This is a genomic window from Pectobacterium sp. F1-1, from assembly GCF_025643735.1.
Classification (GTDB): Bacteria; Pseudomonadota; Gammaproteobacteria; order Enterobacterales; family Enterobacteriaceae; genus Pectobacterium; species Pectobacterium colocasium.
On record NZ_CP104733.1, the window covers coordinates 1,316,989 to 1,340,619 of the forward strand.

The 23,631-nt window shown below is 54.2% G+C and carries 18 protein-coding genes; 6 read left to right on the forward strand and 12 right to left on the reverse strand.

Annotated elements, in window-relative coordinates; translation table 11 throughout:
* Window positions 1-48 precede the first annotated feature (48 nt).
* The 3 genes from purC to NAL19_RS05695 all read left to right on the forward strand — a co-directional run bounded on the left by purC (window position 49) and on the right by NAL19_RS05695 (window position 3,506).
* Window positions 49-762, forward strand: coding sequence for a phosphoribosylaminoimidazolesuccinocarboxamide synthase (gene purC / locus NAL19_RS05685; RefSeq protein ID WP_010286515.1), 714 nt, complete (start codon window positions 49-51; stop codon window positions 760-762).
* Window positions 763-981: 219 nt separating this feature from the next.
* The gene (locus tag NAL19_RS05690; protein WP_010301569.1) at window positions 982-1,434 is read left to right on the forward strand and encodes a DUF441 domain-containing protein; all 453 of its coding nucleotides are present in this window, start codon (window positions 982-984) and stop codon (window positions 1,432-1,434) included.
* Window positions 1,435-1,454: 20 nt separating this feature from the next.
* On the forward strand, window positions 1,455-3,506 hold the full coding sequence (locus NAL19_RS05695) for a tRNA(Met) cytidine acetyltransferase TmcA (protein WP_263059040.1): 2,052 nt from the start codon (window positions 1,455-1,457) through the stop codon (window positions 3,504-3,506).
* Window positions 3,507-3,580: 74 nt separating this feature from the next.
* Here the strand turns inward: NAL19_RS05695 and NAL19_RS05700 are convergent, their stop codons facing one another.
* From NAL19_RS05700 to NAL19_RS05740, 9 genes are all read right to left on the reverse strand, one after another.
* Complete coding sequence (locus NAL19_RS05700) at window positions 3,581-3,952, reverse strand: hypothetical protein (protein WP_225087289.1); 372 nt, start codon at window positions 3,950-3,952, stop codon at window positions 3,581-3,583.
* 190 nt (window positions 3,953-4,142) lie between these two features.
* Window positions 4,143-5,408, reverse strand: a complete 1,266-nt coding sequence (trxA, locus tag NAL19_RS05705) for a thioredoxin (protein WP_263059041.1) — start codon at window positions 5,406-5,408, stop codon at window positions 4,143-4,145.
* Between the two features lie 70 nt (window positions 5,409-5,478).
* Window positions 5,479-6,924 (reverse strand): metalloprotease TldD, encoded by a 1,446-nt coding sequence (gene tldD / locus NAL19_RS05710; RefSeq protein WP_263059043.1) that lies wholly within the window; start codon window positions 6,922-6,924, stop codon window positions 5,479-5,481.
* A 34-nt stretch (window positions 6,925-6,958) separates the two neighbouring features.
* Window positions 6,959-8,326, reverse strand: coding sequence for a TldD/PmbA family protein (locus NAL19_RS05715; RefSeq protein ID WP_263059045.1), 1,368 nt, complete (start codon window positions 8,324-8,326; stop codon window positions 6,959-6,961).
* 160 nt (window positions 8,327-8,486) lie between these two features.
* Window positions 8,487-8,909, reverse strand: coding sequence for an ExbD/TolR family protein (locus NAL19_RS05720; RefSeq protein ID WP_225087293.1), 423 nt, complete (start codon window positions 8,907-8,909; stop codon window positions 8,487-8,489).
* Window positions 8,910-8,922: 13 nt separating this feature from the next.
* A complete protein-coding gene (locus NAL19_RS05725; protein WP_225087294.1) occupies window positions 8,923-9,663 on the reverse strand; it encodes a MotA/TolQ/ExbB proton channel family protein in 741 nt (246 codons plus the stop codon).
* A gap of 95 nt (window positions 9,664-9,758) precedes the next feature.
* Complete coding sequence (locus NAL19_RS05730) at window positions 9,759-10,640, reverse strand: energy transducer TonB (RefSeq protein ID WP_263059046.1); 882 nt, start codon at window positions 10,638-10,640, stop codon at window positions 9,759-9,761.
* Between the two features lie 153 nt (window positions 10,641-10,793).
* Window positions 10,794-11,759: a FecR family protein gene (locus NAL19_RS05735; protein WP_225087296.1), complete on the reverse strand. Its 966-nt coding sequence runs from the start codon at window positions 11,757-11,759 to the stop codon at window positions 10,794-10,796.
* A gap of 12 nt (window positions 11,760-11,771) precedes the next feature.
* On the reverse strand, window positions 11,772-12,290 hold the full coding sequence (locus NAL19_RS05740) for a sigma-70 family RNA polymerase sigma factor (protein ID WP_225087297.1): 519 nt from the start codon (window positions 12,288-12,290) through the stop codon (window positions 11,772-11,774).
* A gap of 448 nt (window positions 12,291-12,738) precedes the next feature.
* Here NAL19_RS05740 and NAL19_RS05745 point away from each other — a divergent pair, with 448 nt between their 5' ends.
* From NAL19_RS05745 to NAL19_RS05755, 3 genes are all read left to right on the forward strand, one after another.
* Window positions 12,739-15,111 carry a TonB-dependent siderophore receptor gene (locus NAL19_RS05745; RefSeq protein WP_225087298.1) on the forward strand — a complete coding sequence of 791 codons (2,373 nt, stop codon included), beginning with the start codon at window positions 12,739-12,741 and terminating at the stop codon, window positions 15,109-15,111.
* 61 nt (window positions 15,112-15,172) lie between these two features.
* Window positions 15,173-16,975, forward strand: coding sequence for an ABC transporter ATP-binding protein/permease (locus NAL19_RS05750; protein ID WP_263059047.1), 1,803 nt, complete (start codon window positions 15,173-15,175; stop codon window positions 16,973-16,975).
* A complete protein-coding gene (locus NAL19_RS05755; protein ID WP_263059048.1) occupies window positions 16,878-19,214 on the forward strand; it encodes a S9 family peptidase in 2,337 nt (778 codons plus the stop codon). Before NAL19_RS05750 ends, NAL19_RS05755 begins: the two co-directional genes overlap by 98 nt.
* Here the strand turns inward: NAL19_RS05755 and NAL19_RS05760 are convergent.
* The 3 genes from NAL19_RS05760 to NAL19_RS05770 form a co-directional block, all read right to left on the reverse strand.
* Complete coding sequence (locus tag NAL19_RS05760; RefSeq protein WP_263059050.1) at window positions 19,211-19,975, reverse strand: AAA family ATPase; 765 nt, start codon at window positions 19,973-19,975, stop codon at window positions 19,211-19,213. The genes NAL19_RS05755 and NAL19_RS05760 overlap by 4 nt on opposite strands.
* 33 nt (window positions 19,976-20,008) lie before the next feature.
* Window positions 20,009-20,380, reverse strand: a complete 372-nt coding sequence (locus NAL19_RS05765) for a hypothetical protein (RefSeq protein WP_263059052.1) — start codon at window positions 20,378-20,380, stop codon at window positions 20,009-20,011.
* A 193-nt stretch (window positions 20,381-20,573) separates the two neighbouring features.
* Window positions 20,574-23,540 (reverse strand): autotransporter domain-containing protein, encoded by a 2,967-nt coding sequence (locus NAL19_RS05770; protein ID WP_263059054.1) that lies wholly within the window; start codon window positions 23,538-23,540, stop codon window positions 20,574-20,576.
* Window positions 23,541-23,631 lie beyond the last annotated feature (91 nt).

Here is a 23,631-nt window from a genome sequence, read left to right on the forward strand (position 1 = left end):
AAATATCGGGTCGTATTGGTTGACCCTCACTGTGTGGAGTAATTAAAGATGCAAAAGCTAGCTGAGCTGTATCGTGGAAAGGCGAAAACCGTCTACACCACCGAAGATCCCGATCTACTGGTGCTGGAGTTCCGCAATGATACATCAGCAGGAGACGGTGCGCGCATTGAGCAGTTTGACCGTAAAGGAATGGTGAATAACAAGTTCAACCATTTCATCATGAGCAAACTGGAAGAAGCTGGAATCCCAACCCAAATGGTGAGCCTGCTGTCTGACAATGAAGTGCTGGTGAAGAAGCTGGATATGGTGCCGGTCGAATGTGTTGTGCGTAACCGCGCGGCAGGGTCGCTGGTAAAACGTCTGGGTATTGAAGAAGGCATTGAGCTGAACCCGCCGTTGTTCGATCTGTTCCTGAAAAACGATGAGATGCATGACCCGATGGTGAACGAATCTTACTGCAAGACGTTTGGCTGGGTGAATGAAGAGAATCTGGCTCGCATGAAAGAGCTGAGCTACAAGGCGAACGACGTGCTGAGCAAACTGTTTGGCGACGCTGGGCTGATTCTGGTCGATTTCAAGCTGGAATTCGGTCTGTTCAAAGGTGAAGTCGTGCTGGGTGATGAGTTCTCACCAGACGGTAGCCGCCTGTGGGACAAAGAAACGCTGAACAAAATGGATAAAGACCGTTTCCGTCAGAGCCTTGGTGGTTTGATTGAAGCGTATGAAGAAGTTGCGCACCGTATCGGCGTAAAATTAGACTAACTGCGCAATCGTTTACGTTCAGGTCGCCGGCTGGCGATAGGCTGACGGCCTGAATCTTTTACCTATTTTCCTCTCGAAAAGCTGCCTTTCTCTTCTCGTCTCTGTCTGAATGATTTGCTGACTTACCCCTTATTTCGATTCCTGCCCCTGACCCCGATTAATGCTATCATCGCGGTTTGCTTAACGCGCAACCCGACGACTTTCGACAGACTCGCATCCATGACCTATCTCGATCCGACATTGTTAATTCTGCTCGTCCTGGCGGGGCTGGGTATCATCAGCCACAACATGACCGTCACACTGGCGATTCTGGTTTTGCTGGCGATACGTATCACGCCTTTGAATAGCTATTTTCCGTGGGTAGAAAAATACGGCCTGAGCATCGGTATCGTCATTCTGACGATTGGCGTGATGGCACCGATTGCCAGCGGAAAAATTACCGCCAGTGAAGTGATGCATTCCTTCCTGCACTGGAAATCCCTGCTGGCGATCCTTATTGGTGTTGTCGTGTCCTGGCTTGGCGGACGCGGCGTGTCGCTGATGAGTAACCAGCCCTCCGTTGTGGCCGGACTGCTGGTGGGGACGGTCATGGGGGTGGCGCTGTTTCGCGGCGTTCCTGTTGGTCCACTGATTGCCGCAGGGCTGCTTTCCCTGCTGATTGGCAAGACCTGATTCATCTGGCACGTGTGATAATGTTGCGTGATTTTCTCCACAGCCAACACCAGCAGCAGCGCTGTGGCGTTCGGCGGCTGATGCTGCTGAGCGGTGAACCGAACTGGTGTGAAACTCAGGCGTTAGCGCTTAGCGGCCAATTGCCCGGCGACTGGCTGTGGATCGGTGAATCCGCACCTGATTCCGTTACCTCGCTCCCAGCCAGTCGAGTGCGGACGCTGCTGGGGCGGGAGTCTCTCCATGCGGTGTTTGATGCGCGTAAAGGCGTGGACGTCGAGGCGCTGGCGATGCTATCAGGCACGCTACAGGCTGGTAGCTGGCTGATTATGCTGGTGCCGCCGTGGCAGACATGGCCGACCTTGCCGGATGAAGACAGCCTGCGCTGGTGCGAACAAGCACAGCCGATTGCTACCCCGTACTTTATCCAACATTTTCAGCGCCAGCTGTTGGCCGATGAAGATGTGGTGCTCTGGCTGCAGGGCCAGGAAGCTGTCATTCGGCCACTGGCCGTGCGATCGGACTGGCAGCCAGCGAACGGTGAACCGACCGCGCGACAGCAGCACATCTTGCATGAGCTGAACGCCGCTGAATCCGGCGTATTTGTGATTACCGCTCCGCGCGGGCGCGGGAAATCCGCGCTGGCAGGAATGCTGACGCAGCGGAGCCGTAAAGCCTGTTGGATCACCGCACCGTCTCGTGCGGCGGCGGAGATTCTGCAACAGCACGCGCGTGCCGATGCGCAGTTTTGGGCACCGGATGCGCTGTTGGCACACTGCCGCCTTCATGGCGCGCCTGATGTCGACTGGTTGTTGATTGATGAAGCGGCGGCGATTCCGTCTTCCGCGCTCTCCGCGCTATTACCCTATTTTCCTCGTATTCTGATGACCACGACGGTGCAAGGGTATGAAGGTACCGGACGGGGATTCCTGCTGAAGTTTTGTGCGACGTTACCGCAGTGGCGAGCGTTTACGCTGGACGATTCTCTGCGCTGGGCTGTTAACGATCCGCTGGAGCGGGTGTTGGATCAGGCATTGCTCTTCAACGAGCCCGACGCGTTTCATTCCCCGCTGCCGTCCAATCTACCTATTCCGCCTTCTGCGCTGGACAGTCGAATCGAACGTGTCGACGACTGGCTAACGAACCCTGAGCGTCTGGCAGGGTGTTACGCGCTCTTGTGCAGCGCGCATTACCGTACTTCGCCGCTGGATTTGCGCCGCCTGATGGATGCGCCGGGCATGCAGATTGCCAGTGCACAGGTGGCGGGCAATATGTGCGGCGTACTGTGGCTGGTGGAGGAAGGCGGGCTATCCGCATCATTGGCGCATGAGGTGTGGGCCGGGCGGCGGCGCCCGCGTGGCAATCTGGTGGCGCAGTCGCTGGCGGCACACGCCGGGCTGTGGCATGCACCGACGCTGCGGGCGTGTCGCGTGAGCCGGATTGCGGTGGCATCGGCATACCGCCGACAGGGAATTGGTCGGGCACTCATTGCAGAGCAGACGCGCGAGGCACAACGGCAGGCGTTGGATTACCTGTCGGTTAGCTTCGGCTATCAGCCAGACTTGTGGGCATTCTGGCAATCATGCGGCTTTCAACTGGTGCGTATCGGCAGCCATCTTGAGGCTAGCAGTGGCTGTTATAGCGCGATGGCGGTACTGCCGCTGAGTGACGCGGGGCATAAGTTGGCGGAGCAGGGAAGCCGACAGTTGGCGCGTGACTGGCGTTGGTTACAGCGCCTGATTCCGCTGAACCTCGCGCTGCCGCAGACAGGAAATACCGAGCTGGATGAAGGCGACTGGCGTGAACTGGCGGGGTTTGCGTTTGCGCATCGGCCGATGGAGGCCAGCTTCGCTGCGATTTGCCGCCTGTTGAGTCACACCACTTTGCTGCTGCCTGCGCTACGCCTGCTGGCGGAAAAACCGGGTGAAAGCGAGCTGATAGCCACGACGCTGGGGCTAAGCGGTAGGAAAACGCTCCTGAAACGCTGGCGAGAAGAGATCGCCGCTGCGCTGGTCGATCTTGATGTGCAACACAGTGAACGCTGGCGAAGAACCGTCGTATTAGGTGACTCTTGACGAGTATTGCGTGATTGAAGACGACAGAACTCGCAAATCGTACAGGTACGTCGAATATAGTAAGATGAAGTGGATTACTGCGTCTCTAACAGTCGGAAAATCAGCGGTGTTTTCCCTTGTTTGTCAGAATAGTCGGCAATTAGCGTGAGGTCAGTTTTCCTCTCTCCAGACCAGAGCTGGCACTCGACTCTCTTTCGCGGAGCATCAGCGTCAATGTCGTAACGGTACAAGGGAATTCTGCCCGTTTTATCGGGTGTAAAGGCAACGTCGAAAGGCGGAAGCGTCAAATCTGCAACCGATTCTCCCGCGCTATCCAGCTCTTCAAGAATCTCGTCGTAGATAGCAGGGCTTACGCCAAAGTCGAGTAGAACGTCGGGGTCGCTGTGCTGGATGCCCCTCAACAGATCGCCCGCGAGCCGATAAAGTTCATCTCTGTCACGTGTCATCTCTTATCGCCTTATTTTTCCCAAATTGTCCGACGCTACCTCATCGGGTACGAGTGGCGAATTTTATCAGGCTCTGCCCGTTATCGCTTGCGGTTCTGTTGGAAAGCGCTCTTGATGCGTTGGCGAGAATGAGGGCTGTCTTTTCGCTCGGCGGAGGATGCGCCTCATCCGTGAGGCGCAGATTAGGGTATCAGTCCAACTGCGGTTTGAAGGCGGGGGCCCGACGGAGCAATGCCCACAGCGTTTCCTGTAAGGGGATTTTCTGCGCTTCTAACAACTGCGGATAACGCTGATAAAAAGCGTCCTCTTTCGCGGAAAAATCCGGGTTCTCCTGAAGCCATTGCTTACGGAGCGCGGTAATTTGCTCGTCCGTTAGCTGTTTGTTGGGCGTGGCGTCTTCCTGTTCCTTAAACCAGCGGAAGCGTTTGTCAGGTGTTGCCCGTTCTTCTCTGCTCCAGCCGTCGTGAATTTGCAGGATCTGCGCTAGCGCGAAGCCGAGAGTAATGCTCACGCCTCGCCAGCTATTCGCGTCGGACGCGGCAGGTGGCGGTGATAGGCTGGCAATGATTGACGCTATATTTTTTTCCAGACCCAGTTCGCCAGAGGCTTTCTCCTCCCAACTTATTGCCTGCTGATGCAGCGCCGTCCATTCGCTTTCCGCTACGGTTTCACCCGCCAACAACTGCGAAGTGGCGCTAATCCACTGCTGACGCAGGCTGTCTACCGTGCTGTCTGCCAGCCAGTCTGCCCACGGGTTGCTCGCATCGTCTAACCACTGCTGTAGCCATTGCAGCGCAACGCCATCTATGGCTTTTCCGGGAGCGATAGCAGTAAAGAGAGCGTCAACCTGTGCTGGCGTGGTAGTCGGCAGCTTTTCCAGCAGTAGGCCGAGTGCAGCTGGCAGCCCGCTGACGCGTTCAAAAATGTGAATGTCAGCACTGTGCGCCAGCACCGCAGAGACCGAGCCCTTGTTGTCCTGCCAATAAGGGGAAAAGGCGTGTTCAATATCCCCGTTTGCCGCATGCTGACGTAGCCGCTGGTGGAGAAAATCGTGTAGCGACGCATCGCCATAAAACGCTCCCCACGTCACGCGGGTTTCTGCCAGCGGCTGGGCGGTGTTCTGTATCGTAATCTGGTGTGATTCCAGCCAGCCACGTAGCTGCGCCAGCGTTTTTACGCCAATCTGTCGGGAAATTTCCTGCCCGTTTTTAAACAGCAGCAGCGTTGGAATGCCGCGAACCCCAAAACGCTGCATGAATGCCGGATACTGTTCTACATCCAACTTGGCGACGGTCAGGTTATCTGGCGTGTTATCCGCGATGGTATTCAGCAGCGGTGCCAGTGTTTTACACGGCTGGCACCAGGGTGCCCACAGGTCAAGCAGAATGGGCTTGTCGTTATGATTAAGCAATGCATCTAGCGAGGTATCGCTGGCAGTGATAATGGCGTCGGACATGGTGTCTCCGTTCAGGGAAAAGTCGTAAATAAATAAGCAAAGCGCGGGCGATGAACCGTGACGACACGGTTTATTGCGAGCCGCCTACGGTCATGTTGTCGATACGAAGCGTTGGCTGGCCGACGCTGACGGGCAGGGATTGACCTTCCTTGGTACACGCGATATTGCCGTCATCCAGCGCCAGATCGTTGCCCACCATGGCGACGTGCAGCAGGGCTTCCGGCCCGTGACCAATCAGCGTGGCACCTTTAACCGGACGGGTGACGCGCCCGTTTTCGATCAGGTAGGCTTCCGTGGTAGAGAAGACATACTTCCCGCTGCTGATATCCACCTGCCCGCCGCCGAAGCCGACGGCATAGAGGCCGTTTTTGACAGACGCGATCACTTCTTCGGCGGGGTACTGTCCTGCCAGCATGTAAGTGTTGGTCATACGCGGCAGCGGCAGCGTGGAGTAGGACGCACGACGCGCGTTGCCCGTGAGCGCGGTATTCATCAATCTGGCGTTGAGGCTGTCCTGTAAATAGCCGCGCAGGATGCCGTCCTCAATGAGTGTCGTACACTGTGACGGCGTACCTTCGTCATCCACATGCAGCGAGCCCCGACGATTCGCGAGCGTGCCGTCATCCACGACGGTAATACCCGGCGCGGCAACCCGTTCGCCCAATAAACTGGAAAATGCGGAACTGCCTTTCCGGTTAAAGTCACCCTCCAGCCCGTGTCCAATGGCTTCATGCAGCAAAATACCGGGTGAGCCCGCACCGAGAATCACGCTGTAGGTGCCTGCGGGAAGCGGACTGGCATCCAGATTATTCAGCGCCTGATCGACAGCCTGATTGACCCAGTTGTTGACGGTTTCTTCAGTAAAAAAGCCATAATCGAGGCGGCGTCCGCCACCACTGGAGCCATTTTCCCGCCGACCCTGCTGTTCAACCACGACGTTGATGACCAGATTCACCAGCGGGCGAACGTCGGCGGCGAGTCGGCCGTCATGTCGGGCGATGAGAATGGTTTCATGCGAGGCGTTCAGATAAGCCGTGACCTGTGTGACCCGAGGATCGCGGGCGCGAGCCTGACGATCGATAGTCAATAACAGCTGGCGTTTATGTTCTTCCGTGACGGCAAGCAAGGGATTGTCTGCCGGATAGAGCGTCGTGGCGCTGGACGGTAGCGAGGCGGGTAGCGCCACGCTGGCGTTTTGCCCCTGACGGCTGATTTCTCTTACGGTGCTGGCGGCCTGAAGAATGGCCTGTGGGCGCAGGTCGTTGGTGTAGGAGAACGCGGTTTTCTCTCCGCTGATGGCGCGGACGCCAACGCCCTGATCGCGGCTAAACCCCGTTGGGCGCACAATGCCGTTTTCGACCTGCCAGCCTTCCTGCTGGCGGCGCTGAAAATAGAGATCGGCATAGTCCACCTGACGCTGCATGATGTGGTTCAGCGCACGCGATATCTCCGCCGTTTCCAGTGAAAATGCCGATAGCACAGGTGAAACTGATGTCGTGGTGGCGTGTATTGCCATGATGGTGATCCTGTATCTGGGACGCGATGGGGGATTACTGCCCGGCGATCTGCATCTCTTCAATCAATAAAGAACCGCAGGAGAGATTGCCCTGCGTGTGGATGTCCGCGCCGAGCGCCACGCATTGCTGGAGCAACGTTTTCAGGTTACCTGCAATGGTGATCTCTTCGACCGGATACTGAATGTCGCCGTTTTCGACCCAAAAACCCGCCACGCCTTGAGAATAGTCGCCCGTCATGGGGTTCAGCCCGTGCCCCAGCAGCGTGGTAACCAGCAGCCCTGTGTGCATACGGCGCAGTAGCGTCGGCAAGTCATCATCGGTGTGTTTCTGGCTGCTGCTCACGCTCAGGTTATAAGCCCCACCGGCGTGTCCGGTCGTGGTGAGCCCCAATCGTCGGGCGCTGTAGCTGGAGAGAAAATAGCCTTGTGCGATGCCGTCGTGGATGACATGACGCGGAACCGCAGAGACGCCTTCGGTATCAAAACAGGCGCTGGCCAGTGCGCCAGGAATAAACGGGTTTTCATATAGGTTGAGGTGTGGGGCGGTGATGGTTTCGCCGAGGCATTGCCCCAGAAATGACGTGGAGCGATAAAGCGCCGCGCCGCTTAGGGCGTTGACCAGATGATGAATTAAACTGTGGGCTACGGGGGCTTCAAATACCACCGGGCAGCGGCGGGTTGACAGCTTTCGCGCGCCTAACTGTGCGGCGGCGCGTTGGGCAGCGGTTTTCCCAATCGCTTCCGGCGCGGCCAGTCGTGAAGGCGAACGACCGAGGGTGTGCCAAAAACCTTGCTGACGCTGCGTGGCGTTACGGGCGATCGCATGGCTCCACAGCGTGTGCAGCGACGTCGGGTAACCTGCACAAAAGCCCGCGGAATTCGCTAGAATAAAGTCACCCTGCTGTGAGGTGATTTCGGTACTTTCACTGTAGCCATGCTCGTGTGTGCTATTGGCCGCCTGTTCGGCACGTAGTGCCAGCGACAGCGCCTGCTCAACGGTCAGCGTATCGGCGTTATGTAAATCAAGGTCGTAAATATCGCGAGCGAGATGCTGCGGTTCCGGTAAGCCGCTACAAGGATCTTCATCGGCGTATTTCGCCAGCGTGCTGGCGGCATCAACGGCATCCCGTAAGGCTTCCCGGCTAAATAAGGTGGAGGACACGCTCCCCGCGCGCTGGCCGAAGTAGACCGTGACTGACAGAAAGCGGCTTTGGTTTTGCGTCAGTGTATCAATATCGCCATTCCTGACACGGATCGTACGGCGGTTTCCTTGCGAGACGTTAACAACCGCCTGACTCGCGCCTTTAGCGGCCGCGAAGTTCAGCACGTCTGCGGCCAGTGACTGGAGCGTCTCGGCTTGCGGCGTCGCAAGAACGGGGGATTCATCAAGAGAAGGCATCATTGGTATCCATGTGTGGCAGTGTTCTACTCATGATGTGCAACGAGAAAAGAAAAGCGTCAGCGCGCGGCGAAACTTTTTTATAGGGAGCGGCGGTTATGTTGTACGGTTTTTATGACTGATGCTGGCGATGGGAACACCAGCATCAGTACGGGAGGGGAGATCAGGGGGCTTTGACGGGTTGCAGGACGAAATCGATTTTGCTCAGGCCGCGCTGTTGGGCGCTGGTCATGACATACGCCACCCGACCATATTCGACGGCTTGATCGGCAAACAGCCGTATATTCGGGTGGGTGCCTTCTGCTGAGGCCGCATCGAGTTTGGCGATCAGTTGTGCATCATCAATCGCTTCTTTGTTCCAGTTAATCTGCCCGGTCGCGGTAATGGCGATATCCACCGCCCGTGGATCTTTCTTGATTTTCTCGACGCTGGCACGCGGCAGCTCCACTTTGACGGCGTGATTAATCACCGGCAGGGTAATCATAAACACGATCAGCAGCACCAGCATGACGTCGATAAACGGCGTCATGTTGATATCGTTAAGCAACGCATCGTCCTGACTTTCAAACGGGGATGACATACTCATGGCGGTGTTCCTCTTAGGCGGAGCGCTCAACGGGGTGAGTGGCTTCATACCGCGCAGTGCTAGTCAGGTCGGTCAAACTGGTGTCGACGCGTGCGCCCGTCAGCAGGTAGGCGTGGAGATCGTGCGCAAAGCGGTTCATGGCATGGAGCACGATGCGGTTGCGGCGGTTGATGGCGTTAAACCCTAATACGGCGGGAATCGCCACAAACAGACCAAATGCCGTCATGATCAACGCTTCACCGACCGGGCCAGCCACTTGCGCCAGATCGGGCTGGCCGATGGTGCTGATAGTTTGCAGCGCGTGAAAAATTCCCCATACGGTGCCCAGCAGGCCGATAAACGGTGCGGTGCTGCCGATGGAGGCCAGCGTTCCGAGGCCTGATTGCAGTTTCCCGGCGTTGGTGTCCAGCGTGTTGCTCAGGCCGCGTACCAGCCAGTCGCTGAGATCGACATGTCCGCCCAGCGTGGAAGAGAATTTATGCGGATGTTTCAGCAACGCATGTCCTTCGATCACCAGATCGCGGAACGGATTAAAACGTTGTTTACCGAATTTTTCGACGCTTTCTTGCAGGCTGGTGGCTTGCCAAAAGGTATGTCGACTGTATTGCACGCTCTTGTTCAAGGCGATCAACTGCCGTGCCTTGAGCAGCATGACCGTCCATGACAGCAGCGACATGATCAGCAGAATGATGGCTACGGAGTGGGTAACCACATCGCCCTGTTGCCAAAAATGGTAGATATCTAACGTGTTCATGTGTGACCTCTTGTGCAATAACCTGATTCAATGTGTCTACGATATGGCTGATGTGATATTTCAATGACGCTTACTTCAACGTCGCTGCGTTTCTATTAGCGATTGAGCCGGAAATTAACGGGCTGAATCGTCATGACGGTAATGGCCTGCCCGTTTTCACGGTAAGGCGTACAGCGCGCCTGTGCCACGGCGTCCACGGCAGCCTGATCGAGTGCGTCATAGCCGCTGCTGCGGGCAATGTCGTGTCGGATTAAACGCCCTTCCGGGTTAATCACCAGACGAACCAACACGTCGCCTTCCTGCTGGAGACGCTTTGCGCGGCGAGGGTAGTCAGGCTGCGGGACGACACAGCCGACGGAGGCAACCTGCTTGGGCTGCGCGCCAGGACTGTTCTGCATCAAATTGCCTTTGCTGGAGGTGGTAAGCGGCCCGGCCGTCGCTTCTGGTACAGCAGGGGGTGCTTCCGCAGCAGGACGCGCAGCGGGCTGACGTTCGGCCGTTGTTTTGGGGCGAACGGGCTGAGGTTTTACCACCGGTTTAACGGGGGGCTGGTGGACTTCTTTTTTGACTGGCGGGGGCGGTGTTTGCTGCTCCTCAACGATAGGTTGCTCAGGTACGGGCGCAATTTCACGTTCCCCCTGTTCTGACGTCAGGACGGGCGGTTCTGGCGACGGTTCGGGAATCGGTTCAGGTTCTGGCGCTTCCACCATGGAGGCCTGAATGCTTACGCTGGCTGCCGGATTAAGCAGATTGATCGGTGTGTATTCGGTAGTACGAGTGATAAGCAGCGCAGCGACTCCCGCATGGATCAACGCGACGGTCAGAAAGCTGAGCGCTATCTTCCCCACTTCTCCCCGAACGGGCGCAGCCGCTGTCATCCTGTGCGCTGGTTGTACGGGGATGGCATCACGCCGTGCGGTAGGAACCGCATCAACGCGTGCGTTTAACGAAAGGTGTTGCACGGATGCCTGTTGCACGTTTTCCCCTGATACTTTTGCTGACGGTGTCGGACGTTTCATCCAGCCCTGAACACGGAACGATCATGACTTCTACTAACGATGTGCAACGAGATGGAAAAAGTGTCACCACGCGCATGAAATTTTTTATCCATCCGCTTTTGTGGATGAGGATCAGGTATTGGCTGCGCGAATGTGTATCCAGTAATCGGTGGTATGCACAATGGCGATGGGCATGGTTTGCGCCAGTGAATCCAGCGTGTAATTCAGGTTATCTAGCGGGAAATTGCCGCTAACGCGTAAATCGGCGATGGCGGGATCCAACCGGATGATGCCGGGGGTGTAATCACGCAATGTGCTGATGACGGAAGCCAGCGAACGATCGCGTACCTCCAGACGGCCATATAACCAGTCTGTTTCTGATTCCGGTGTCACGGCGACCTGATAAAGTGTGGAACGATCGAACCACACGCCCTGACCCGCATGAAGGCTCAGGCTATGCCCAGCGCGATTGGTAATTTTGGCGATGTTGTCCAGCACGCCAACATGGATGCCGCCGCTTTCATGGCGCACATTTATCGTGGACTGAAGTGCGACGATATCGCCCATACTGGTGGCAATCACAAAGGGGCGCTGCGTATCTGGCTGAATCTTGGCGAAGAGACCACCGTTATGCAGAGCAACCTGACGCACTGGCGTCTCTGGACGCACGTTGATATCGACCGCAGTACGCGCGTTCAACATGAGCGTACTGCCATCACTGAGTGGAACCTGCTGGCGCTGTGCCGTTGCGGTCTTTATATCAGACATTAGCGGAGACAGCGGGTAGTGTTGGTTAAGTAGCAGGCTGCTTAGCGATACGACAGCAACCATCCCCAGCCCATATTGCATAACTTTACGTCGGCTTGATGGCGCCAAGAGCGCCTGACGAATCGGTTCGTGAGGCAGCGTGGCGAGGAGCGGCTGAAATTTTCCCAGCGTGCGCTCAATGTGTTGGCAGGCTCGTTCGTGCAGCGGGTTCTCGTACCGCCAGCGGCGGTACTCATCGTAATCGCTCTGTGTCGCCTCACCGGAACGCAACAGCACCATCCATTCAATGGCCTGTTCGGCAACCGGGTCATCCATGTGTCGTCTTGCCATGTGGTTCACCTATCAGTCGCTGCTGTCCTGTGTGGCCAGATAGCAGTTGGTTAGTGCTTTGGCGATATATTTTCTCACCATACTGACGGAAACATCGAGCTTTTCGGCAATGTCAGCATAGGTCATACCATCAAGCTGGCTGTACAAGAACGCTTGCCGTGCTTTGGTTGATAGCCCATCCAACGCCTGATCGATAGTGAGCAACGCTTCCATCAACAGCTGTTGCTCCTCCGGTGACGGATGATGATATTCGGGTTTACTCGCCAGTGCCGAGAGATAGGCTTTTTCCAGATCGCGTCGACGCCAGTTTTCATACAGGACGCGCTTGGCGAGCGTGGTGAGCATCGCGCGCGGTTCCTGTACGTTGTCAAGGTTTGGCAGGGAGGCTAAGCGCAAAAATGCCTCTGACGCGACATCCTCAGCTTCACAGCCGTAGGCAATACGGCGGCGTAATTTTTCCGTTAACCAGCGGTAGTCGCTGCGAAATATCAGCGACAGCAGATCGGGTTTTTTAGCGGCCTCTGTGTACATGAGGATCCCCCTTAGATAGCGTATATCACAACAATGCTTGAGCTGGGATACCCCAGAGCCGCAGGATAAAAGGAACGATGGGTACTAAGGTGTTTTTAAGTCAATATTTGGAAAAATCAAACAATTTTTTTCTTATATAATTATCGAGAAATGTTCTGTTATTGATAGAAATGCATGAATAGTGATTTCTGAATGTGTCTTTCTCGGAGATAAAAAAGCTCTTGCTGAATGGTTAATTTTTCAATGTGGGGACAACAGTGCCTTTATTTATGCATTTTCTATAGTGAAAGTGAAAAATAAAAAAAAATTTATTAATCAATATTTTATGTGGAAATGGAAAATAATCACATGAAAACATAACTTTCCCCTGTCACTTTTTCATCGTCATTGCACAACTCATACGAAGGCCAATAAAAACCGATTTGTTGAAGCAATTGACGAGGGAAAAATGAAAAAACGTAATGCTGCCTCTCCTGCTCTGGGGCTGAGTTTTAAGAAACGCTTATTTTTCACGAATATGCTGGCGATAAATTCTGCGTTATTCGTGGGGGCGACTGCTGTTCCTGTTAGCGTCTACGCTGCTGGTGAAAATGACACGATCGCTTTTTCTATTCCGGCGGGCGATCTGCAAAAAGGATTATTGGCGATTGCCAATCAAAGCAAGCAGACGCTCTCTTTTAATCCTGCGCTGGTGGCGAACTATCAAAGTGCGGCGCTGAATGGTAATTATTCGACGCGTCAGGCTATTTTGCGGTTATTGCAAGGTACGCCTTTATTGCTGACGACGACGGATAACGGCACGCTAACCATTGTTTCTTCTCGCGCCAATGATGCAGAAGTCGCGCAGGCTAACGACAAAACGCTGCCCGCGATTACGGTCAGTGCAGAGAGTGAAGATGAAACCGTCTTGAACCCTGGCACGTCGTCTTCGGCATTACGTACCAGCACCTCGTTGCAGCAAACGGCGCAGTCGGTGCAGGTTATCAGTAATAAGCTGATTAACGCGCGTCAGGCGACATCGCTGGAAGATGCGCTAAAAAACTCCGGCAGTGTGGTGACGGTACAATCTAACCGTGGTACTCCCACCTACTGGATTCGTGGCTTCAATGTGACTTCTGGTGCGACAGACGGCCTTGCCGGATCCAGTAATTCTGGAATTGGTCAGGGAACGGCTATTGACGGTATTGAACGCGTCGAGGTATTGAAAGGGCCTCAGTCGGTGCTGACAGGGAGCAGTTCTGCCGCTGGAACCATTAATATCGTGCGCAAAAAGCCCGTGACGGAGACGATTCGACGCGTCAAAGTTGAGGCTGCACGTTACGGTGAATTCAAAACAGCCCTGGATCTCGGTGGCGCGCTTACGGATGATAAGGCCTTTAGCTACCGTCTAAATGCTTCGACGATGAAGTCCAGCCAGTCTTATCCTGACTTCAACGGCAGCCACAACGACTATCTGGCTCCGGCATTCTCGTGGAAAGGTGACAGCACGCGACTGACGGTAGGCGCGGAAGTTAACCAGCTTCGCGATTCTGGCCCAGCGGGGACGTTTTATAGCAATGGGAGGGTACAAAAGCTCCCTGTCTATCGTCTGGGCGATAAGGACGATCATAACAAGCTGAAAACCACGAATGCTTATTACGAGTTTGAACAGGATCTGCCGCAAGGGTGGTCGTTCAATAGTAAGGCTGGTTTCCAGAGTGCCTCTATGCAGGCAAAAATGAATGAAACCCTGCAAATTAATAATGATGGCAGCAAAATTAGCCACCCATTGGCCTATAAATCTACTAACCAGAACTGGACCCTGCAAAACGATTTCCGTGGCAAAGTGGAATTGGGACCGGTTACCCAAACGTTGCTGATAGGGCATGATTACCAATACGGACGTTTTACCAGCTACGATGGCGACTTTGTTTTGCTAAACACTGGCAATGTCTACAATCCTGATTCGCTGGTCTATCCCGGTATCGGTGAACCGACAAATCAAACCTATAGCACGAAGCTAATCCAGAGCGGCTTCCTGTTGCAGGATCAAATCGATCTGTGGGAAAGATGGCACGCCCAGCTTGCCCTGAAGCATTCCAGTTGGAATAACTCTTATCTGGTGGGAACGCGAACCTCGAATTATTCCACCAGCAAATGGATTCCCAATTACGGCCTGAGTTTTGATATTACGCCCGATATTACGATTTATGCCAATTTACTCAATAGCTTCAGCGGTAATGCGCAGGTAAGCCGCACGGGGGAAACGCTGCCGCCAACGACGGGGAAATCGAAAGAAGCGGGGCTTAAGTTTAATTTGTTAGATGATGATCTGACATTGACGACAGCTTTCTTCAGCCTGAAACAGCAAAATCTTGTGATATTCCAGAATGGGATCGCGGTAGGTACGGAAGGACGGGAAACACAAGGTTTTGATGTTGATTTGAATGGTACTGTGCTGCCAGGGTGGGATGTGACAGCCAGTTATACCTATTCGGATAATAAAGATCCTTCTTTGGTTCAGTCACAGGGATCGCCACGCCATGCCAGTAACGTCTGGACATCCTATGAAATTCAGTCAGGGCGTTTGCAGGGTGCTGGGGCGTCTGTTGGGGTGAGCGGAACGTCACGCGCCAGTAGTGGACGTGGTGCGCAATCCTTTGATATCGGCAGCCAATACTCAACGGATGCCTCCGTCTTCTATCGCCAACCATCATGGTCGCTGACGCTGGGCGTCAATAACGTTTTCGATCGCGATATTTATTATCCGTCATCGACACGTTCGTGGGTTGGGATAAAAGATGGGCGGATCTGGCGTCTCACCGGAACCTATTCGTTCTGATAATCCGTTCAACGAATCACGAGAACGGGCATTCACACGAATCAGCAGGTAGAGACGGCGCATGAACGCAAGAGAGACAAGTACGGCAAGACCGGGTATCGGCCAGATCCTGATACCCTATTGGCTGACGTCGGAGAAATATCTGGCGCTGCTTATTCTGGCGATGATTATTAGCATCAATCTGGGGACGGCTTACATTAGCGTGGAGGCGAATCGTGTATCGGGAAAATTCACCGATGCGCTGATCGGGCTGGATTGGGAGCAAATAAAACCGCTGTTTATCTTCAGCTTTGTGCTCGGTTTGAGCGCGATGATGCTGAGATGGATAAACGTACTGGGTCAAGGCTATCTTGCGCTGCGTTGGCGTACCTGGATGACGCTTCACTATATTCGGCGCTGGACGGGGACATCGGCTTATTACGCTATCGAGAGGGAAGGGGCGCTGTCGAATATCGATCAGCGCATCGCCGATGATGTTAATGAGCTGGTCTCTGCCTCGCTGAATTTTTTTCTTAGCCTCATTTCGGTTGTCATCAGCACCGTAACGTACACGGCGCTGCTGTGGTCCGTTTCCGGGGTGCTGCGTTTCTCGTTTATGGGCAGCGACTGGGCGATATCCGGCTATATGGTTTACGCCCTTTATATTGAATACTTTTTGCAAATTTTGCTGTCGCACTGGCTCGGTAAGGCATTGATAAAGCTGAACATGAACCAGCAGAATGCGGAAGGTGACTTCCGTTTTCTGGGCGTTCAGTTACGTGAAAATGCCGAGCAGATTGCCTTCTATCAGGGAGGTGCACGCGAAGGTGAACGGCTTACTCAGCGGTTTGCGCGCGTGCGTGATAACGCGTTGTCCGTGTTGCTGCGTGGCTTCAAAGTCTCGTTTGGTCAGAGCCTGTTTAGTCATTTCCTTTCACCATTACCGACGCTGTTGGCGCTGCCGCTCTTGTTAAGCGGCGAAATCACCTTTGGCGACCTGACGCGCATTCAGATGGCTTACGGTTCTCTTGGGGCGACGTTGAGCTATTTCATGCAGGCATATCAGTCCTTCACGCGTTGGCTGGCGCTGACGAAGCGTTTGCAGGATATGGAAGAAGCGCTAAATAAAAGTGAACAGTCACCTTCGCCCATTCGGGTAACGGAACACGATGGCCCGGAATTTTCCTGCCAAAATCTGCGGCTGTTAACACCCGATGGTCGGGCACTGACGGCGCTAGACAACTGGCAGGTTTTGCCCGGTGAGCGCTGGATGATCAACGGGGCGTCCGGCGTAGGTAAGAGCACGCTGTTGCGTGCTTGTGCCGGACTCTGGCAGCACGGTTGCGGGTTGATTGCGCGACCTCGCCGCTGCCGCTCTCTGTTTTTACCCCAGAAAAGCTATCTGCCTACGGGATCGCTGAAAGCCGCGCTGTGCTACCCCGGTAATGCGCGTGATTTTACCGACGCACAGTGCCGGCAGGCGCTGATCGACAGTGAATTACCGGATATGACCTCGAAATTAAATGATGAAGATCGCTGGCAACAGCGGCTATCCGGCGGCGAGCAGCAGCGCGTAGCGATCGCGCGCACGTTGCTGCACCGTCCTGACTTTATTTTTCTGGATGAAGCCACGAGCGCACTCGATCCTGAAACAGAACAGCGGGTTTATCAAACGTTGGTAACCCGTTTGCCCGACAGCGCGATTATCAGCGTGGCGCATCGGGAGGCGCTGGCTACATTCCATACTCACCATTTGCACCTGACACCGCTAACTGAAAGTGATACCCATGATGAACGGAAAACCCAAACGGAGGATGACGCGCTGCCGCATCAACATGTTGATAGCGCTATTGGCGAGCGCAGCCTTGCCTGGCGCAGCGAGTGAGTCTCCTGACCTGAGCCGCGAGAACTATCGCCTCATCAGGGAGCAAGGACAGCATTATCGTACACTGGTTCACCACTATCCGGGACGGATAGTGTGGCAGTCCGACGGGCAAACATTTTTCTACCGTCGCTCGATAGCGGCGACGGCAGAGAACCCTGGTGGCTATGAATTTATGCGCGTAGAGGCGGCCAGCAAGACGCAGCAACCCGCTTTCGATCACACACGTTTGGCGCAGGCGCTGAACCTGTTATTGACCAAACCGGTGACGGCAACGACGCTGCCGTTTGAGCAGATTGATTATAACGAACAGGCAAAACTGCTGTTTATCCCGCAAGGCTCGCGGCTGCTTGGCTGTGATATCAGCAGCTATCAATGTCGCGTGTTGTCCGATCTCTCTCAAACCGAGGAGCAAAGCCTTACTGCTGCGAAATCTCAGAGCCGGCTCTCACCGGATGGACAATGGGAGGCGTTCATTGAAAACCATAATCTGGTGCTGGTCGGTAAGCAGAATGGCGAACGGCTTGTTATCACGCAGGACGGGACAGCGCAAAACGAGTACGAGATTGAACGGTTGAGCTGGTCGCCGGATAGCACGAAACTGGCACTGTTTCGTGTTCAACGAGCAGACAAGCGTTACATTCACTATATCGAATCGTCGCCAGCAGACCAGCGACAGCCGAAGCATCGTCAGATCTTTTACCCTAAACCGGGCGATGTGCTGGATATTCCGCAACCGGTGCTGGTGGAGGTGGCTTCGCGCCGCATCACCGCTATCGATCCCGCACTGTTTCCCAATCCTTATTCGCTTTCTTACCCCGTTTGGCGCAAAGACGGGCGGACATTCACGTTTGACTATAACCAGCGCGGTCATCAGACGTACCGAGTGATTGAAGTAGATAGTGCGACCGCCACGCCGCGCGTGCTGATCAACGAAACGTCAGACACGTTTATCGATTACATGCCGCTAACGGGTGTGGCGACGGGAAGCGGTAAATATTATCGGCGAGATCTGGCTGACAGCAAAGAGATCATTTGGGCCTCTGAGCGCAGTGGGTGGCAGCATCTTTACCTGTATGACGCTGTGACGGGAACGGTGAAGAATGCGATTACGCAAGGCGAGTGGGTGGTGCGCGCCGTTAACTGGGTCGATGAAAAGAATCGGGTGATTTACTTCAGCGCGTCGGGCATCAACCAAGGGGAAGATCCTTATTATCTGCACGGCTATAAAATCGGCTTTGACGGCAGCGGATTGACGGCATTAACACCGGAATCCGCCAACCATACGCTGAGCTTCTCACCCAATGGCGACTATTACGTTGATACCTATTCACGCTATGACTTACCGCCAGTCACCACGCTCTATCGCACGGCAGATAATCAGGCGTTGATGCGGGTGAATACCACGGATATCAGCCAACTGCGTGCCGCAGGCTGGCGTCCTCCGATTCCTTTTATGACGCCGGGCAGGGATGGCAAAACGGAGATTTGGGGGCTTCTCTATCCGCCACGCAATCTCAACGCGGGGGAGAAATACCCAGTCGTTGAAGGGATCTATGCCGGGCCACACGGTTCTTTTGTGCCGAAGGATTTTTCCTTTTGGCCGGAGCCGTTGACCGAACTTGGGTTTGCCGTCGCAAAGATCGACGGTATGGGAACCAATAACCGTTCCCGCGCCTTTCATGATGTCGCGTGGCGGAACCTGAAGGATGGCGGGTTTCCCGATCGGATCCTGTGGCATCAGGCAGTAGCGCGACAGTATCCCTGGTATGACATCGCCCGTGGCGTAGGGATTACCGGCGTGTCTGCTGGCGGGCAGAGCGCGATGGCGGCACTGCTCTTCCATCCTGAATTTTATAACGTCGCCGTGGCCGATTCCGGCAGTCACGATAATCGCATGGATAAAATCTGGTGGAATGAACAGTGGATGGGCTGGCCGGTCGATGAAAAGTATGCGGACTCTTCCAACGCGGAAAATGCCTGGCGTTTACAGGGTAAGCTGTTGCTGATGGTGGGGGAGTTGGATGAGAATGTCGATCCGTCCACGACGATGCAGGTCGTCGATAAACTCATCAAAGCCGACAAAGATTTTGACCTGTTCTATCTGCCCGGCGGTGGTCATGGTGTCAGCGGCGGGGCCTACGGTCAGCGGCTGATGTGGGATTTCTTTATTCGTCATCTGGCAGGACGAAAAACGCCAGACTGGAATCGCCCGGTGCAGGAAAAGCCTCCGGCGCGCTAAGTGCGCTCGCCGATGTTGTCTTCATCGGCGAGTAATATATTCATCATGCCTTGCGGATTGTTTAAAAACTGCCGCGTGATTTGATAATGCTCTGTATCTTGCCATGCGACCTGCTGAATACCGCTTTCACTGAACTGATAAATCACCGAATTAGGATAGGCCAGAATAATGGGCGAGTGGGTGGCGATGATGAATTGACCCCCTTCGTTTACCAACTGGTGGATGCGCGCCAGCGCGGCGAGCTGCCGAGTGGGATACAGTGCGGCTTCCGGTTCGTCCAGTACATAAAACCCGTTGGCGCCGAAACGATGGTTTAACAGCGCCATAAACGATTCACCGTGCGACTGCTGATGGAGCGAAACACCCCCGTAAGCCAGTTGAATCAGGCGAGGATCGATATTTTCTATTTCTGTCGCGACATTAAAAAAACTTTCTGCCCGTAAAAAGTAACCGGTACGAGGGCGTTTTATGCCTTTGACGAGGCGGAGGGATTCGCTCAGCCTGGAATGAGAATCACGGGTACTGAAATTGAAGTTACGCGAACCGCCCTCCGGGTTGAAGCCCATCGCAATGGCCACGGCTTCTAATAGCGTCGATTTTCCTGAACCATTTTCACCAACCAGAAAGGTGACATCAGGGTGAAAACGGATCTTTTCGATATCGCTTATTGCCGGAATGTTCAATGGATAAATGTGTGGGTCGCATGTTTTTTGCGGATGAAAATAGACGCGCTGCAAATAGGGTTTGTCAGACAGATTCATGCTATTTATTTCCCCTGTGGTACCGAGACGATTTTACTCGTTACCGGATTCGGTGTTTTTCTTATTGCGCTGAAAAAATTTCAGTGCAATAAGTCCACCGGTCATCAGGATTGCACTGGTTGCTAATGCTTTAATTAGCGGGGCTGAATCTGACAGGAGCAAGCCAGAAATGGCGACGCTGAAAGAAAGTAATACTGTGATGATAGTAATAACGGAGACATCGTATGGTGAGATTTTCCGCCTAAAGATTATCGCCTTAGCTGCCAGAATGATTAAGGCACCAATCACACATCCTATGATGGATGTAGCAATGTCTGAATAAAGGTTATTCGTGATAGCAAGGTAACCTGCGACAAGAATGATAAAAAAAACGGGAATGACAAATAATAAAATTTTATTTATCACGATATGTCCTTGTGTTTGAGATGATTATATTTGAGGTGAGATGTCTGAATTAAATTATTTTACGTGGTTTATGTTATATGACCTATTTTATATTTAATAATTAAATCGGCATAGGATAGATAATATATTGATATGATGATGGTGTGGATATCGTATTAACGCCGACGGAGATACCGTCGGCGTCATGGTGCTATCAGAAGGACACGTCGACACCGCCGCGCAGCACTTCTTCGTTACCGCGATCGGCAAAGTGTTTGTCAGCACGCAGGAAGAAACGGGCATCCGCCGCTTTGCCTACGTCCAGCCTCACACCTGCCCACTGCGAGTCTTTGTCCAGTCGAATGCCCGGAATATCGAGGCGCTCTCCTTCGCGGCCCAGCCCGCTCCAGCGCGCGGAGACATCCAGCGACGGATTGGTGAATGCATGCTGATATTCACCGCTCACACCAACACTGCTCCACCATCCCTGATTCCATTGCAACAGCGCGCGCAGGTTAACCCCTGTCAGGCCAACGGTACGGGAATAATCATTGCCTTCTCCCGTCAGGCCAAATGCGCTGCCGGTATCCGTAAAGCCGCCAGTGGACAGGTAGCTGTACTTCAGCCCGGCATAGGGCTGCACGCTAAAGATATCGTTGATCGCCCATTCGTAACCCGTTTTGAGCAGGCTCTGCCAGCTATCGCTTGAGGTACTGCTGGAAACCGCTTCGACATTGTTCAGCAAGATTGAACGCTGCAATTTATCGCGACCATGCTGATAGCTCAGGTTGCCCTGAACATACCATTCTGGCGTGAGGTTATAGCGCGCATAGGTCATCACCCCGTGCAGTTTATTTTCACTGCTGCCGCCGCTGCCCTCGTAATCTGCTTTGATTTGGCTGTTGGTATAGGCGATCCCGGCACGTAATCCCGGCGTGTCGAAGTCGGTATCCGTACCGATGGCAGTCAGCGTGATGTCGTAATGGCTGCCCAGATAGCCGGACTGTTTCAGGTCGCCGCGCAGCTTGCCGGTTTCAATCCACAGTCCGTAGTTTTTCCCGTTCCCTAACAGATCCAAGCGGTTGTTCAGGAGCTGGTTCTGATAATCCAGACTGTTAAACAGAATGGCATTGCTGGAAGCGTGTGCCTGACCGGACAGCGAATCCAGTGCGATAGCGGCGGCACTCGCGCTGCCTAACTGCTGGAAGGCGGCGGCTTTAGCCAGTAAACCGGCTTGCTGTTCGCTGGTTGAGGACAGTGCTGACCAGCGATCGGCAACCTGTAGCGCCGATTCAACATTCGCCGCTGTCTGCAACTGCGCGGCACTATGCAAACCGCTGCTGGTGGCCGCTTCTACGGTATTCAGGCGGCTGAATGCGCCTGTCACGTCGTTGCTGCCGTAAGTCAGGTTCCCCGTCAGGAATAGCCCCAGATCGGTGGTACGGAATGTTCCCGTGATGCCCTGATTGCTGTGCAGCAGCGTTTCTTGTGTTTGGACGATGTAGGTATTGCTGGGCAGGCCAACGCGCAGTGTGCCATCCAGCGTCGCGCTGCCTTCCACGGTGAAAGGGTTGGCCAGCGTCACGCTCAACAAGCCGTTGCTGCCCTGCGTGTAATTGCCTGCGACGGTTAGCCCACCTTCTGCGGTGGTGGCAACGATACCCGTGTTACTCACATTGCCGCCAATGCGGCCTTTTCCTGCCAGCGTGCCGGAGCCGGATACGCTGGCATTACCCACAATTGAGCCATCAACGTACAGGCTATTGGCGGTGATTTGGGTATCGCCTTTATAGGTGTTGTTGCCTGTCAAACGCAGAATACCGCCTGCATTGCTGGCTCCGTTGACGATCAGGCCGTAGTCGCCGCTGATATCGTTAGCGAACGTGTAGTCGCCTGCGGTTAAACGCGCGGTGAAATTATCCGCGTAAAACATGGCTGGGCCTTTCACTGCTTTATCGACGTTGAGATCGCCCCAGCCAAAGGTGTCGTTATAAGGGCGTCCGTTGGCGGTATCGGCGACCGAGATATAAGCAGGGTGGAAAACACTTCCTGTGATGTTGCCGTCGCTGTCTCGGATGATTTCGTAGTAAGCGTTCTCAGCATCGTAGCGAGTATACCCGTCAGTGTGATAGGTCGCGGTGGTCAGCAGCGTTTGCTGCAGGTTATAGCCTGTCATCCACGGATAAACTGCCTGCACCAGCGAAGCTCCGCCCGCGACGCGCGGCGCTGCAAAAGAGGTACCGTGCGAACGCTCTGAAGTGCTGCTGCCTGCAACGGGATAATCAACATAGCCCGGTGCGCTCATGCAATAGGCAGCCACATTGCCACACTTATCAAAAAGATAAAGTTCAGCAGGACGCTCATTGCCTTCCTGTCCAACCCATTCAGGGATGTAACCTGTGACGGCCAAAATGCCTTTTTGCAACGACGTTTCACCGAAAATTAGCGGGATCTGTGTGTTGGGGGAGGGCGTAGAACCGGCATTATTCCCCGTGGCGACAATGCTTAGTGCTTCAGCATCGACAATGCTTTTTAGCTCGTTACGCACTAAAAGGTAGCCAAAGTTGTTTCTTGCGTTATTCAGTGCATCGGCGGTCGTCAGCCGTTCGTCCGCGGCATAGGACATATTGATGATTTTCACGCCGGAATTGAGTAACCAATTCACGGCAGAGGTGGTGTTTTGATAGTCAAAGCGGCTATTTAACGACGCCTGCGCAATATAGAGTTGACTGTCGGGGGCGACGCCTCCTGCATAGCTGTCTGTCGCCAGACCGGCCAGCGCCAGTGCCACTAGCGTGCCGTGGCCGTTAACGCCTTGATTATCATTAAGCTGTGAACTGCCGACAAAAGAGGAAAAATGCAGATTGCTGTAATTAAATTCCGGGCGAGCCGCTTCCAGACCGGAGTCAATAATCCCGACTTTAACCGCAGATGTGGTCGGCGTTTCCGGTGCTGTAGGAGTTTCCGGCGTTGTAGGAGTGGTTGGCGTCGTCGGTGTTGTGGGAGTGGGCGATGTTGGCGCGATGCTGGCGGTTTCACCACCGCCGCCTCCTCCACTGCCGCAGCCTGCCAGCATCAGCAACGCGAGACTAATATTGGCGGCGATGATGGATTGGCGAAATGTTTTTCTTTTTGGCGCATCATTCTTTTTTAGTGGAAATAACTGAACTGCCGTCGTCATTGTCGTGTCCCTGTATTTATTACGAATAGAGAACCGCCTCCCAAAAAACAGGGATTCGGAAAGTCAGACTGTTGTTAATGAGGGGGGCGCT

Coding starts and splice junctions, on each gene's coding strand:
- NAL19_RS05740 (WP_225087297.1), bottom strand. CDS start 12,290: ATGTACACAGAGGCCGCTAAAAAACCCGATCTGCTGTCGCTGATATTT.
- trxA (WP_263059041.1), bottom strand. CDS start 5,408: ATGTCCGACGCCATTATCACTGCCAGCGATACCTCGCTAGATGCATTG.
- NAL19_RS05715 (WP_263059045.1), bottom strand. CDS start 8,326: ATGATGCCTTCTCTTGATGAATCCCCCGTTCTTGCGACGCCGCAAGCC.
- NAL19_RS05760 (WP_263059050.1), bottom strand. CDS start 19,975: ATGAATCTGTCTGACAAACCCTATTTGCAGCGCGTCTATTTTCATCCG.
- NAL19_RS05700 (WP_225087289.1), bottom strand. CDS start 3,952: ATGACACGTGACAGAGATGAACTTTATCGGCTCGCGGGCGATCTGTTG.
- NAL19_RS05695 (WP_263059040.1), top strand. CDS start 1,455: ATGTTGCGTGATTTTCTCCACAGCCAACACCAGCAGCAGCGCTGTGGC.
- NAL19_RS05720 (WP_225087293.1), bottom strand. CDS start 8,909: ATGAGTATGTCATCCCCGTTTGAAAGTCAGGACGATGCGTTGCTTAAC.
- NAL19_RS05750 (WP_263059047.1), top strand. CDS start 15,173: ATGAACGCAAGAGAGACAAGTACGGCAAGACCGGGTATCGGCCAGATC.
- NAL19_RS05770 (WP_263059054.1), bottom strand. CDS start 23,540: ATGACGACGGCAGTTCAGTTATTTCCACTAAAAAAGAATGATGCGCCA.
- NAL19_RS05725 (WP_225087294.1), bottom strand. CDS start 9,663: ATGAACACGTTAGATATCTACCATTTTTGGCAACAGGGCGATGTGGTT.
- tldD (WP_263059043.1), bottom strand. CDS start 6,924: ATGGCAATACACGCCACCACGACATCAGTTTCACCTGTGCTATCGGCA.
- NAL19_RS05745 (WP_225087298.1), top strand. CDS start 12,739: ATGAAAAAACGTAATGCTGCCTCTCCTGCTCTGGGGCTGAGTTTTAAG.
- NAL19_RS05735 (WP_225087296.1), bottom strand. CDS start 11,759: ATGGCAAGACGACACATGGATGACCCGGTTGCCGAACAGGCCATTGAA.
- NAL19_RS05755 (WP_263059048.1), top strand. CDS start 16,878: ATGATGAACGGAAAACCCAAACGGAGGATGACGCGCTGCCGCATCAAC.
- NAL19_RS05690 (WP_010301569.1), top strand. CDS start 982: ATGACCTATCTCGATCCGACATTGTTAATTCTGCTCGTCCTGGCGGGG.
- purC (WP_010286515.1), top strand. CDS start 49: ATGCAAAAGCTAGCTGAGCTGTATCGTGGAAAGGCGAAAACCGTCTAC.